General features: G+C 63.4%; 11 protein-coding genes. 9 read left to right on the top strand and 2 right to left on the bottom strand.

Features of this window, described 5'->3' with window-relative positions; translation table 11 throughout:
* The first annotated feature begins 90 nt into the window (after nt 1-90).
* From SH412_RS02185 to SH412_RS02150, 8 genes are all read left to right on the top strand, one after another.
* Nucleotides 91-1281: a DegT/DnrJ/EryC1/StrS family aminotransferase gene (locus SH412_RS02185; RefSeq protein ID WP_336521868.1), complete on the top strand. Its 1191-nt coding sequence runs from the start codon at nt 91-93 to the stop codon at nt 1279-1281.
* 204 nt (nt 1282-1485) lie between these two features.
* On the top strand, nt 1486-2628 hold the full coding sequence (locus tag SH412_RS02180) for a hypothetical protein (RefSeq protein WP_336521867.1): 1143 nt from the start codon (nt 1486-1488) through the stop codon (nt 2626-2628).
* 601 nt (nt 2629-3229) lie between these two features.
* Nucleotides 3230-4423 (top strand): HlyD family secretion protein, encoded by a 1194-nt coding sequence (locus SH412_RS02175; protein ID WP_336521866.1) that lies wholly within the window; start codon nt 3230-3232, stop codon nt 4421-4423.
* A 40-nt stretch (nt 4424-4463) separates the two neighbouring features.
* Nucleotides 4464-5165, top strand: a complete 702-nt coding sequence (locus SH412_RS02170; RefSeq protein WP_336521865.1) for an ABC transporter ATP-binding protein — start codon at nt 4464-4466, stop codon at nt 5163-5165.
* Between the two features lie 31 nt (nt 5166-5196).
* Entirely contained in the window at nt 5197-6462 is a 1266-nt protein-coding gene (locus SH412_RS02165) for an ABC transporter permease (RefSeq protein WP_336521864.1), read from the top strand.
* 36 nt (nt 6463-6498) lie between these two features.
* Complete coding sequence (locus tag SH412_RS02160) at nt 6499-7872, top strand: ABC transporter permease (protein WP_336524186.1); 1374 nt, start codon at nt 6499-6501, stop codon at nt 7870-7872.
* 84 nt (nt 7873-7956) lie between these two features.
* Nucleotides 7957-8898, top strand: coding sequence for an agmatinase (speB, locus tag SH412_RS02155; protein ID WP_336521863.1), 942 nt, complete (start codon nt 7957-7959; stop codon nt 8896-8898).
* Nucleotides 8899-9168: 270 nt separating this feature from the next.
* Complete coding sequence (locus SH412_RS02150) at nt 9169-9882, top strand: RluA family pseudouridine synthase (RefSeq protein ID WP_336521862.1); 714 nt, start codon at nt 9169-9171, stop codon at nt 9880-9882.
* Between the two features lie 9 nt (nt 9883-9891).
* Here SH412_RS02150 and SH412_RS02145 read toward each other — a convergent pair whose 3' ends face one another.
* Together SH412_RS02145 and SH412_RS02140 are read right to left on the bottom strand one after the other, a co-directional pair.
* Complete coding sequence (locus SH412_RS02145) at nt 9892-10203, bottom strand: DUF1559 family PulG-like putative transporter (RefSeq protein ID WP_336521861.1); 312 nt, start codon at nt 10201-10203, stop codon at nt 9892-9894.
* Nucleotides 10204-10254: 51 nt separating this feature from the next.
* A complete protein-coding gene (locus tag SH412_RS02140) occupies nt 10255-11622 on the bottom strand; it encodes a hypothetical protein (protein WP_336521860.1) in 1368 nt (455 codons plus the stop codon).
* A 110-nt stretch (nt 11623-11732) separates the two neighbouring features.
* On the opposite strand from SH412_RS02140, the gene SH412_RS02135 reads away from it, so the two are divergent.
* On the top strand, nt 11733-12854 hold the full coding sequence (locus tag SH412_RS02135) for a mandelate racemase/muconate lactonizing enzyme family protein (protein WP_336521859.1): 1122 nt from the start codon (nt 11733-11735) through the stop codon (nt 12852-12854).
* Nucleotides 12855-12934: the final 80 nt, after the last annotated feature.

The raw sequence follows: 12934 nt of genomic DNA, 5'->3' as shown, positions 1-12934 counted from the left end.
GCGCACCGTCGTCCGGTCGATCCAGGAAGGGTCGTCGGTCCACGGGTTGCCGGAATTGTTAACGTCCGTCGGATGCGAATGGAGTCGCTGATGACTTACACAGTGTCGATCAATGCCGACCCCGAGCGGTCGGTGCCGTTCATCGATCTGGTGCCGCAGCACCGCGAGATTGCGGCAGATGTGATGAGCGCCGTCGAGCGGGTCTTTTCCGAGCAGAAGTTCATCCTCGGCGACGAGGTGGTCGCTCTGGAAAACGAAATTGCCGCGTACTGCGACGCCGATCACGCGATCGGCTGCAACTCGGGGACGGACGCGCTGATCATCGCCCTGCAGGCTCTCGGCATCGGCCCGGGGGACGAGGTGATCACGACGCCGTTCTCGTTCTTTGCGACGGCCAGTTCAATCTGCCGGGCCGGCGCGACTCCCGTGTTTGTGGATATTGAGCCGGACACGTTCAATCTCGATCCGAACCGGGTTGAAGATGCAGTGACGCCTCGCACAAAAGCGATTATGCCCGTGCATCTTTACGGGCAGTGCTGCGAAATGGATCCGCTGCAGCGGATCGCGACCCAGCACAATCTGGCGATCGTGGAAGACGCGGCTCAGGCGATCGGGGCGGAGTACCGGGGCCGTCGGGCCGGCGTGCTCGGTACGATCGGCTGTTTCAGTTTCTTCCCGACAAAGAATCTGGGCGGCGCGGGCGATGGCGGCATGATGACCACCGACGACCCCGAGCTCGCGGCGCGGATGAAGCGACTGCGGGTGCACGGCGACGTGGGGGGCTACGAGCACGTTGAGATCGGCATGAACAGCCGGCTCGACGCGCTGCAGGCGGCTGTGTTGCGCGTGAAGCTGCAGCACCTCGACCACTGGTCGGTTCGCCGGCAGCATCATGCGAAGCGTTACGGCGAGCTGTTCCGGCAGACTGGAGTGCTCGACCTGATCGCCCCGCCGAGAGTCCGGGCCGACCGTCGTCACGTCTACAACCAGTACTGTGTGCGGGTTCGCGAAGGACACCGCGATGCGGTCCTGCAGGGGCTGAAGTCGCGCAAGGTCGGCTGCGCCGTTTACTACCCGAAGCCGCTGCATCTGCAGACTTGCTTCAAGTCTCTGGGCTACACTCCCGGGGATTTCCCGCATGCAGAGGCGGCCTGCCACGACGTGCTGGCGCTCCCGAGTTATCCGGAGCTTCCGGCGATCGATCAGCAGCGCGTCGTCGACTGCCTGGCGGACATCTGCCAGGAATTGCGCGGCGTCCAGCGGCGTCGGCTGGCGGCTTAAGTTCTCGTCGAATCGATTGCAGAACACAACGAACGGCACGGCGTCCTGAGGGATCGCCGTGCCGTTCGGCGTTTTTTGCGCCGTTGAGACTTCGAAATCTGTGTGAATCGTCGAACGCGGGACTTGCACGGTCGTCGCGTCTGTGAAAGGCTGCTGCTCCAGTCGGTCAGTTTCCATCAGCCAGTTCTGGTCTGGAGCCATGCAATGGGGGGCTTTCTTTACACGCTGCTGATCGGTTTTCTCGGCGCGCTGCTGTTCTTCGTGCTGTTGATCGTCGGCGGCTATTTCGGAGTGAAGTTCTGGTTCCGCTGGAAATTTGGCAAGATTCTGGAACAGATGAAGAACCTCGGCGGCGCCATGGCGGGTGCGATGGTGCCCCCCATGCGATTGACATTCCAGCGCGAGGACGAGTTGAACTGGGCCGATGAGGAAGCCTTGAAACGGGACACGGCGTTTCTGATCGCGGAAGGTTTTCAGCAGGTCGGCGACTTCGAAGGGGAAGAGAGTCCGGTCTCGATGCGGGCGTTCGTCCACACGGAGCACCACATCTGGGCCGCCATTCAGAGCGCGTACGGCATGAAGCAGTGGACCGACCTCGTCACGCGCTACGCCGACGGAACAAGCTGGACGTTCGCGAATCTCGCCGATCATGGCATGGATTGTCCGCCGTGGCGGACGGCGAACTACCTGCCCGATTCGCCGATCCCCGATCTGCTGGAACGCTGCCTGGCGGATCGTCCGCAGGGCAAAGCGATGTTGCCGGCGTCGGCCGCCGACTTTCCGCAGGTCGTATCCGACGCCTATGCCCGCGAGATGGACTGGCGGATGGAACGGGGGGGCGTCACGGCGGAAGAGATTGAACGGACGCTGGCCAAGGACAATCAAACGGCGGAGCCGCAGTCGATTCGCATGATTCAGTTCGGCTGGACGCAGGCCATTTCGACGTTTCTGGACGAGCAGTGCCGGGAGCGGTTTCTGGAGGGTGGGGGAGTCTCGGCGCGCGAATGGGAAGAGGTCCGCGACCGGGTGCTGGTGATCCATGACCGTACGCCGGCCAACGTCCTTTTCGACATATTGCCGGGAGCCGAGGACGACGACGAGTCCCCGCCGGAAGACCTCTGGTCGGGCGCAGAGGGCGACGATGCGGATGAGCTTCCGCGCCTGCAAGCTCTCCGCAAGAGGATGGCGGTCGATGGTCCGCGGACGGTATTTGCAGAGCTGAACGCCGAGCTTCCGGAAGGTCGGCGTTCCCGGAAACTGGGGCAGGTGACCGTGGAAGCGGTCACGGCCGATCTCTACGTCCAACCGGAGTGGGAGGACGACTTCGACGATGATGATGACGACTGAGTCTGCCAGCTCACTCCGGGAGAGTTTCCGCGGCGGGACGCTGATCGGCTCGCGTCCGCGCGGGTTTTGAATCCGCTGCCGCGCGACTCGTTCGCGCCCCGCCGTCTGCCGGGGCCGTATCGGACTGGACTCCGCTCGGACATTGCCCGGTCAGCGGGTTGCATCCGACCGATCCCGGCGCGAAGGCCGAACCTGCCGAGCCAATCGCAGCGGCGAACAGCAGAAAATTGCGAATCTGGCGCTCCATATGCCGCGTGCCTCCGTCAGTCATTGTAACGGCAGCGCCACGCCGGGCTCAAGATTGGTGGCCGTCCGTTTGCGATGGCGGGTTCCGCGGGATCGGGCGAGACGGCACTGGCTTTTCGGAAGCATCGTGTAATGATGTCGGGTATGCGAATCACTGCATGAGCCGCTCTGTCCCATTCGAAACCGGCCCGTCAGGCTGCGACCCGCTCGTCATTGCGAGGAATCCGTGGAAGTATCTTCGTCCGGTTCGATGACCAGACCGGCTTCGACAGGAGCGCGTCCAGCCCCTGGAGACTCGCCCCTTTCGCAGCGAGTTCAGTCGTTGCGACTGCCTGCGCAGAAATCATCGACAGGAGTGAGCGGCAGGCTCGGCTGGCTGCTTGCCGTCCTGTTTGCCAGCTCGACGGTCTGGCTGTTCCTGTTTCCCATCGGCCAGGGCGTGAAGAGCGAGACGTCGCCGAGCCCTGAAGCGGCTGCGCTGCGTGAGAAACTGAGATCCGCTAGCGACGGAGGGGCGATATCGGTCGGACATGATGCGGCGGCGCCCGCGACGATCGTGCTGGAGTCCAAGGGCTACATCATTCCGGAACAGCAGATTCTGGTCAGCCCGCAGGTCAGCGGTCGCGTGATCGAGCTGAATTTTGACGCAGGCTATCAGGTTCAGGAAGGGGACGTGCTGGCGGTGCTCGACAGCACCGAATATCGGGCCGATCTGGACCGGGCCAACGGCATGGTGGCGGCGGCCAGAGCCCGCTACAACGAGCTTCACGTGGGAAGCCGGCCGGACGAGATCGTCCAGGCCCGGGCGGAACTTGATGAAGCGGAAACGACGCTCGAGCAGACCGAGCGGGACTATTTGCGGACCAAAGATCTTCGCCGGCAGAACATTGCCACGGTCCAGGAATACGAACAGGCCGAGAGCACGTTCCGGGCTCAGGCAAAGCGAGTCGCGAGGCTGGAAGCGGCGCTGCGGCTGATGCAGGAAGGGCCGCGTGAAGAAAAAGTCCTGGCGGCAATGGCCGAATTGCAGCAGGCGGAGGCGGAAGTCCGGCGATCAACGTGGAGACTCGAGAACACGACGATCCGTGCACCGATCTCGGGCACAATTCTCAAGAAGAACGCTGAGTTGGGCAATCTCGTCAACCCGATTGCGTTCAACGGTTCGTTCAGTTTGTGCGATATTGCCGACTTGTCGAAGCTGGAGGTCGAGTTGACGATCCAGGAGCGGGACATTTCCAAAGTCTTCGCCGGTCAAGCCTGTAAGCTGCGGGCCGAGGCCTTTCCGAAACGGATCTACGAGGGTGTCGTCTCGCGACTGATGCCGATCGCCGACCGGGCCAAGGGAGCGATCCCTGTGCGGGTCCGCGTCGAAATGCCTCCCGGAGAAGAGGGACAGTATCTGAAGCCGGAAATGGGCGCGATCGTCCAGTTCTTTTCCAGTTCCCGGGAAACGGTGGCCAATTCGGACCTCACGGATCAGGCCGTATCAAACGATCCCGCGTCGGCTCTGACCCCGGCCAATGTTTCAGCGGTCCCTCGTCGACTGTGACCTCCAGCAACCTCAGGCCGCAGTTTTCTCAGGAATCCCTATGACTCCCTGTGTTGAAGTTCGCGATGTCTTCAAGTCGTTCCGACGCGGCAGCGAGGTCGTCGAGGTTCTCAGCGGCCTCAGCCTGGATGTTCCTGTGGGAGAGTTCATGGCGCTGATGGGACCGAGCGGTTCCGGGAAGACCACGCTGCTGAACCTGATTGCGGGACTCGATCGTCCCACCGAAGGCGAAGTCCTGGTGGGGGGCGAGCGGATCTCGACGATGACCGAGAGCCAGTTGGCGAGCTGGCGAACGCGGAACATCGGCTTCGTGTTCCAGTTCTACCACCTGCTCCCCGTACTGAGCGCCTACCGCAACGTGGAGCTGCCGCTGCTGCTCCTGCCGCTGTCCGGAGCGCAGCGCAAGGCACAGGTTCTGAACGCTCTCGATATCGTCGGGTTGTCGGACCGCATTCATCACCGACCGGGCCAGCTTTCGGGCGGACAGCAGCAACGGGTCGGAATCGCTCGCGCGATTGTCACCGACCCCGCGCTGATTGTCGCGGACGAGCCGACCGGAGACCTCGATTCCAAATCGGCTGACGAGATCCTGGCGTTGCTCGGGGAATTGAAACGCTCGTTGCAGAAGACGATCGTGATGGTCACGCACGACCCGCGAGCCGCTTCCCGCGCCGACCGCATCCTGCATCTCGAGAAGGGCCGCCTCGTCGAAGAAACCAACAACGCCCTGGCGGCGTCGTAATGCCCGCCAGCCCCTCGGAAACCCTGCGAACATGAAACTTCTGGCTCTCGTTTTCGGCAACATTTTCCGGAATCCGGTGCGGACCGTGCTGACCTCGCTGGGGACGATGGTGCTCGTCCTGGTGGTAACGCTGGTCTTCACCGTCCTCGCCACGCTCGACCAGGCGACGACGGAAAAGTCCCGAAACCTCAAGGCGATCGTAACCGAGCGCTGGCAGATCCCCAGCCAGATGCCTTACGCCTACGCGGCGACGCTGACCGAGGGCGCACCGGCCAATGAGGGGGACTATCACGTCCCGCCCGACGACTCGATGACCTGGGGATTCTTTTTCGGTTCGACCGAGAAGGAACCGAACAAACGGACCATGGACAACAGCCTGTTCGCCTTTGTGATCGAGCCGCCCAAGTTGCGGACGATGATGGACGAGCTCGACTCCCTTTCCGACACGGATGCAAAGCCGCTGACGGACGCCATTGAAAAGATGCAGTCCTCCCGGCAAGGGATCATCGTTGGTGTCGACCTGCTGAAGAAGCTCGGCGCCCGCGTCGGCGACCGGATCACGCTCTACGGACGCAATTACCGCGACATTACGTTCGAAGTCGAGATCGCCGGCGTGTTTCCCGAAATCGTCTCCCGATACCGCTCCAGCGCGGCGCTCAATCGGGAGTACTTTAACGCGACGATGGATGCCTACGCTGCTGCGAACGGCGGCAAAGCTCACCCGCAGGCCGGCAAGACGCTGAATCTCGTCTGGCTTCGGCTGCCCGACCGGGAGATCTTTCAGAAAGTCGCCAATCAGATCCTGACCTCGCCGAGCTACACCGATCCCGCAGTCAAGTGCGAAACGGCCTCGTCGGGGGTGGCGACGTTCCTGGAAGCCTACCGGGACCTGATCTGGGGCGTCCGCTGGCTGCTGGCACCCGCCTGCGTCTTCACGCTGGCGCTGGTCATTTCGAATGCCATCAGCATCAGTGTCCGCGAGCGGCAGATCGAGTTCGCCGTGCTGAAAGTTCTCGGCTTCCGTCCGAACCAGATTCTGGTGATGGTCATGCTGGAGGCCCTGCTGATCGGACTGCCGTCCGGACTGTTGAGCGCGGGCGCGACATACGGCCTGATCAACTGGTATTTTGGCGGGCTCAACTTTCCGATCGCCTTTTTTCCCCGCTTCATGGTGCCGGCCGCGGCCTGGTGGTGGGGGGCTGCGATGGGAGCCGGGACCGCGTTCGTCGGCAGCATGATTCCCGCCTGGAACGCCCGACGGGTTAAAGTGTCGGAAGTCTTTTCCCGCGTCGCCTGAGGCGCTGGACGACCACCTGGAAACCACGTTGTGACCATGTTCGAACTGCAGTGTCTGGCGGCAGCACCCTGGGCATTAAACTCCTGGCAGGCGGCGATTCCGTTCGTGGTGACTTTCGCCGCGATCGGGTTGCTGCTTGCGATGGGCCGCGTACCGCTGAGCTACAACGTGCTGAACGTCGTCGTCCGATGGCGGACGTCCCTGATGACGGCCCTCGCGTTCACGCTGGTCATCGGCCTGCTGACGGTCATGCTCGCCTTCGTCAACGGGATGTACTCGCTCACAGAATCGAGCGGTCAACCGGGTAACGTGGTGATTCTCGCCGAAGGAGCAACCGACGAAGCCTTCAGTAATCTCGGTATGGCCGATGTTTCCGACCTCGAGCGCCAGCCAGGCGTGCTGACGGATGGCAACCGACCCATGTCCAGCCGGGAGACCTATCTCAGTGTCAACCAGCTCATCGAAAATCCGCTGCCGGGCCGGCCCGGGCGCAGGTTCCTGCAGATCCGCGGCATCGAAGACCCCGCGATGTCCGCCCGCGTGCATGGGCTCGAACTCGAACCCGGCAGTCAGTGGTTTCCGGATTCGGGCGTCGAAGAGCTTCCTGGGACCGGCGGTCAGACAGCAGTCGCGGTTGTGCTGGGGGCCGGCATCGCTCGGGAACTGGGCGCCGATCGCAGTCCGGAGATGCTCGCCAAAGCCGCCAGCAAGACCCACCTCGCCGTCGGAGAAACGTTCGTCGTCGGCGACCGGACGTGGATTGTGGCGGGACTGCTCAAGTACTCCGGCGCGACTTTCGATTCTGAGATCTGGGGTAAGCAGTCGCTGATCGGTGAAACGTTTGGAAAACCCAGTTACACCTCGGTCATTGTCCGGACGGCGGGTCCGGATGAAGCCGCGGAACTGGCCCGCTATTATCGCGAAGATTACGAGAAGGCCGCCGTCGCCGCCCAGGTCGAAACCGAGTACTACAAGAGCCTCTCCAGCACCAATCTGCAGTTCCTGATCGCCATTCTGGTGGTGACCGGGATCATGTCGCTGGGAGGGATTTTCGGCGTGATGAACACGATGTTCGCGGCGATCAGCCAGCGGACGAAAGACATTGGAGTTCTCCGTCTGCTGGGCTATCGCCGGAGACAGATTCTGATTTCGTTCCTGCTCGAATCTCTGGTTCTAGCGGTGATTGGCGGCCTGCTCGGCTGCGCCGTCGGCTGCCTGTCGGATGGCTGGCAGGCCAACAGCGTCGTCAGCGGCGGGCAGGGGGGCGGCAAATTCGTCACGCTCCGCCTGACGGTCGATGCCAGCGTGCTCGCGGTCGGAATGTTCCTGAGCGCGATGATGGGTTTCTTTGGGGGGCTGATTCCCGCTTTGAGCGCTATGCGTCTGACCGCCCTGGAAGCTCTTCGCTGACCGGCTCGCCAAACTGGGTTTCCTCGTGTACTGTGCTGACGGCCCCGTCAGCACCGCCTGTTCATTCTGCTGATTCAAACCGATATGACTTCTCAACCTGTCTTCGCGGCTCAGCCGTATGCCGGCATTGCCACGTTCGCCCGGGCTCCGTATCGGCCGGAGCCAGTTCCGGTCGATGTCGCGATTCTCGGCGTCCCCTACGACAGCTCGACCTCGTACCGCAGCGGGACGCGGTTCGGGCCGCGGTCGATCCGGGAGCAGTCGCTGCTCCTGTGGGGTTACAACAACGCCCTGCAGGTCAAGCCGCTGGAGGTGTTGCGCGTCGTCGACGCCGGCGACGTGGATGTCGTACCTCCCAGCATCGTCGATACGCATCGGGCGATCGACAATCACATCCGGCGCTGGCTGGATGTCGGGGCGCAGGTCATTGCTGTGGGGGGCGATCACTCGCTGTCTCTGCCGGCGTTGCGGGCGCAGGCCGCGAAGCACGGCCCGGTCGCGTTGATCCACTTCGACGCCCACCCCGACACCTGGGACTCCGAATACCCCAACCAGAAGTACAGCCACGGCACGCCGTTCATCCGCGCGATCGAAGAGGGGCTGGTCGACGCGGCTGCCTATGTCCAGCTTGGCATTCGCGGTCCAACAGCCGGTCCCAGCGACTACGAGGATGCGCTTCGCCTGGGGGCTAAGATGATCACGCTCGACGATTTCCGCCGGATCGGACTCGAAGCGTCGATCCGGACGCTGCGCGAGACGGTCGGCGACCGGCCGGTGTATGTCACGCTCGATATCGACTGCGTCGACCCGGCCTTCGCACCCGGCACCGGCACCCCGGAAGTTGGCGGGCTGACGAGCTGGGAGATCCTGCAGCTCGTCCGGGGTCTGGCAGGGCTCAAACTGGTCGGCGGAGACGTCGTCGAAGTTTCGCCGCCGTACGATCACGCCGGGATCACGGCGATTCTCGCGGCGAACCTGGTGTTCGAGCTGCTGTCGCTGCTGGCTTTGCAGCGCCAGTCGACGTAGCGGAATTCGCTGGCAGTCGACGGCGAAACGGCGAACAGTCCTGACTTCTTCAAGCCGTCTCTCGTTAGTCCCGGTCGTTCCGCCGGGATGGATTGATTTCCGCGGCTGCGATGCAGTGATTCATCTGAAGAAAACTCCTTGGCTGCCGGCGCGGTGAATTTGAAGACTATCAGCTCTGGAAGGCCTGGATGACAGTCTGACTTTGTCAATTCGAGCGGATGCAATCTCCGGTGGCTTGTGGCAGAATCATCCATTTCCGCGAATTCGCCCATGTTGGGATCGCTCCTCGTGCCGCCTGCTGCTTCTCTGGAAATCCTCTACGAAGACAACCACTGCCTCGCTGTCAACAAGCCTGCGGGGCTGCTGACGATGGGGGATCAGACCGGAGATCGGACGCTGCTGGATCTGGCGAAGGTCTACGTCGCCCGCAAGTACGCCAAACCCGGCGCCGTCTTCCTGGGGGTCGTCCACCGATTGGATCGACCGGTTTCCGGCGTCGTCCTCTTCGCCCGGACCAGCAAGGCGGCTGCAAGATTGTCCGAGCAGTTCCGGGCTCGCACCATTGAAAAAACCTACTTTGCCCTGGTGGAAGGCTTGCCCCGCCAGGCCAGCGGGCGGCTGATCGATCAGATCGCCAAGGACGCCGGCCGCAATGTTTCCACCGTCGTCGACGATGATGACGTTGTGGCCGATGGTCGCGAATGCGTTCTGGACTGGCGGCGCGTCTCGCAGCACGGTTCGTTTTCGCTGTTGGAAATTCACCCCCTCACCGGCCGCAGCCACCAGATCCGCGTGCAGCTTGCCCACGCCGGCTGGCCTATCGTCGGCGACGCCAAGTACGGCGCCCGCACGCCGGGGCAGGGGATGCTGGCACTGCACTCGGCTTCCCTGACGTTTCAACATCCGACGTTGAAGACGCCGGTGACGATCTCAGCCGATCGGCCCTCCGCCTGGTCGCGGTGGCTCAAGCCGCGCCGCGTCTGACGCTGGCTGTCACCGACCCGGAAATCGTCGCCACAGGTCATGATAGGCGTGCAGCGCCGTTCCAATGTTTTTCATGTTGGCCTGCGCCTGCCCGCGGCGTGACGACTCGCGAACCATCAGCAGCCAGGGGATCATTAAGGCCAGACCGACCATACAGATCAACCACAGCACGACCAGTTCGGCAAGCGTGATTGCACCGCGCCGAGTTCTGCCTCCGCTCAGTCGCTCGAAGAAACGCATCCGGCAGTTCTCTACGATCGGAGTGTTGTCTTCCCAGTCGCCCATCTGATCGACGATACTGACACAGCGGGATTCCGGCAATCAGTGAGTTCAGGACCAACGGCCCCGGCACGGACTCGCCGGCCGATCCGCTTACGACTGCGATCCGCCGTTCGACCGACATCGCTCCAGCACCCGCAACATCGCGTCGCACATTGCCGGCCCCGACTCCGGCGTAAACGGGAACTGGTTGCAGTACTTCGGCGACTGGTATCCCGCATAGCTGCGAACCTCGATATCGTGTGCGTCCGGCAGGTAGCCGATCCGCCCGTTCGAATAGCAGGCCATCAGCAGTTTCTCGTCGCCGAACCGCTGGCGGATGCCGATCGCGAACGGCGAGAAGAACTCCGACGAGTTCGCCACGACGTACGCATCCCCCACTCGCAGCGCCTGGACTTCGGTCTCCAGCGTCTCCGGCCGGGTCTCCCAGTCGCGAAGCATCAGATCGGTCCACTCGATATGGAACCGGCACATCGCGGCCACGGCTTTCCATTCGTCGCCACCGTGCCGTTTGACCATGTCGTCCGGGCGGTTGGTCATCGAGCGTCCGATGGTTTCCCGCCAGCGGCTGGCGTCATGTTCAGCCAGGCGGCGTTCGGCTTCCTGGCGGTCCTTGAACAGTTCCTCGCGCGTCCAGCGCCGGGTTGGCAGGATCGCCCGCTCCGCCGCGGCTGCAACGCGCGGTTCGGAGCAGAGTTTCGCCCGATCGAGGGCCTGTCGAGTCGCGGCAAGCAACCGCTGAGCCGGTTCGTGCTCGCGCTCCGGCGTGGCAAACTCCCGATGGAAGTTTGCGTCGCCACAGGCTCCCTGAATGTAGAGCGCCAGTGCCCCGGGGAACGCAGCTTCCAGTCCGTCGCAGACCTGGCCGGGCACATCACGGCTGACGTCCCACGGCCGCAGATCGGTAGTGATGGTGGGATGCGCCCCGAAGTTCGTGACGATCACCAGCGGCGATCCGTCGAGCCGATCGATCCGCAACGCCGTGAGGGTGGAATCAATTACACCGGCGGAGCGAGTCCGGTTGAAGCTCACGTCGTCGACCGTCGTCCGACCGCTGCGCAGCTTTGCCGGCGCGCGCTGTCGCCAGGCGAGAATCGCCGCGGTCGCTGCCTGCCGACTGGCCCAGTCCTCGAAGAAAGGATCGCATTCCCCCACGCCCAGCAGCCCCCCCGCCGCGGGAGCGTTGTGGCTGTGGGAGCAGTTCAACAGGATCGCGGTCGGTGGCAGGCCGGTCGCTTCGTGGACCATCTCCCGAGTCCGCAGCGCAAAGGCCTCGTCGATGACCATCAGATCGAGAGCAATCAACACCGCCTGCCGCTCGCCATCGTCCACGGCGAGAGCGGTCGCCGAGAGGCGGTCGTGAATTCGCTGCCAGCGGCGTTCGATGTAGTAGCCCCACCCGGTCAGCTCGACGCCCCAGTACGGCGTCAGATCGGTCCGCGCGACTCCCGCCTGAAACATTGTCCTGCCCTCCTGATTCCGGAATGGAAAGCGAATATACTCCAGACCGCCGCCGCACACGATTGGCCATCCGGGATTTCATTCGTTCCTCTCCTGCCCGAAAGCCACGCATGAAGATCGTCTCCGTCGAAGCCATTCCCGTCCGGATTCCCCTCAAGCCCGAGCGGCGGATGATCTCCGCCCTCGGAAAACACGACGTCTCGGATTTCGTCCTGATCCGCCTGCGGACCGACGACGGAATGGAAGGGGTCGGCGAAGCCACGGTCACCGCCCGCTGGAGCGGCGAAACCGTCTGGGGCGCGCAGGCCATCATTGAGCACGTGCTCGGCCCCGTCGTGCTCGGTTGCGACCCGCACGACATCGCCGAGATCGACCGGCGAATGGAAGCCGTCGCCGTCTACAACTGGTACGCCAAGTCCGCCATCGAAATGGCCTGCTGGGACGTCGTCGGCCGGGCGGCAGGAAAACCGGTCTACGATCTGCTCGGCGGCGCGTGCCGGTCGCTGACCATCCGCAATCGCTTTTCGCTGGGGGCCTATGCGCCAGACGTCGCGCGAGAACGGGCGATCGAGCGCGTCGGGCAGGGCTTCGACACGATCAAAGTCAAGGTGGGAACCGATCCGGCGGAAGATGTTGCCCGTGTGAAAGCGGTGCGCGAAGGGATCGGCCCCGACGTCGCCCTGATGATCGACGCCAACGGCGGCTGGAACGAAGCGCAGGCGACGTCGTGCCTCAAGCAGCTTGAAGACTGTCGTCTGGCGATCGTCGAGCAGCCGCTGCCGCGCGGCAACTACGCGGGCCTCAAAGAGTTGCGGAAGGCAACCGGTTGTAAGATTCTCGCCGACGAAAGCTGTTTCGACGAAGTCGAGGCCCGCGAGCTGCTACTGCAGGACTGCTGCGACGTGCTGAGCCTCTACCCCGGCAAGCAGGGGGGGATCGCCCGCGCCCGCCGGATCGCCGAGCTGGCGGCGGAGTATAACGTCCCCTGCTCGATCGGCTCGAACCTGGAATGGGACGTCGGGGCGGCGACGATGCTGCACTTCATCGTCTCGACGCCGAACATGCAGGTCGACCGCTACCCCGGCGACTGCCTGGGTCCGTTCTACCACGAGGTCTCGATTGCGAAGAACCCGCTGCCGATCGACGGCCCGCTGATCACGCTGCACACGGGGCCGGGGTTGGGGATCGACGTCGACTGGGTCGTGGTGGAGAGGCAGCGGATGCGGGGGTGATCGCTCTGTAAGATTCCGTCGCTCAATGCAGATGACGCCTGCCAGTTGCAATCGGCTTGGGCGACTGTTTTCATGTCCGT

The organism is Planctellipticum variicoloris (genome assembly GCF_030622045.1).
GTDB lineage: Bacteria > Planctomycetota > Planctomycetia > Planctomycetales > Planctomycetaceae > Planctellipticum > Planctellipticum variicoloris.
Note: the sequence above shows the minus strand (reverse complement) of the source record. Positions and strands in the feature narration are given on the sequence as shown.

What these genes read in the sequence shown, in the direction of transcription:
- SH412_RS02180 (WP_336521867.1), top strand. Translation starts at nt 1,486, where the DNA reads ATGGGGGGCTTTCTTTACACGCTGCTGATCGGTTTTCTCGGCGCGCTG.
- SH412_RS02160 (WP_336524186.1), top strand. Translation starts at nt 6,499, where the DNA reads ATGTTCGAACTGCAGTGTCTGGCGGCAGCACCCTGGGCATTAAACTCC.
- SH412_RS02140 (WP_336521860.1), bottom strand. Translation starts at nt 11,622, where the DNA reads ATGTTTCAGGCGGGAGTCGCGCGGACCGATCTGACGCCGTACTGGGGC.
- SH412_RS02150 (WP_336521862.1), top strand. Translation starts at nt 9,169, where the DNA reads ATGTTGGGATCGCTCCTCGTGCCGCCTGCTGCTTCTCTGGAAATCCTC.
- SH412_RS02135 (WP_336521859.1), top strand. Translation starts at nt 11,733, where the DNA reads ATGAAGATCGTCTCCGTCGAAGCCATTCCCGTCCGGATTCCCCTCAAG.
- SH412_RS02170 (WP_336521865.1), top strand. Translation starts at nt 4,464, where the DNA reads ATGACTCCCTGTGTTGAAGTTCGCGATGTCTTCAAGTCGTTCCGACGC.
- SH412_RS02185 (WP_336521868.1), top strand. Translation starts at nt 91, where the DNA reads ATGACTTACACAGTGTCGATCAATGCCGACCCCGAGCGGTCGGTGCCG.
- SH412_RS02165 (WP_336521864.1), top strand. Translation starts at nt 5,197, where the DNA reads ATGAAACTTCTGGCTCTCGTTTTCGGCAACATTTTCCGGAATCCGGTG.
- speB (WP_336521863.1), top strand. Translation starts at nt 7,957, where the DNA reads ATGACTTCTCAACCTGTCTTCGCGGCTCAGCCGTATGCCGGCATTGCC.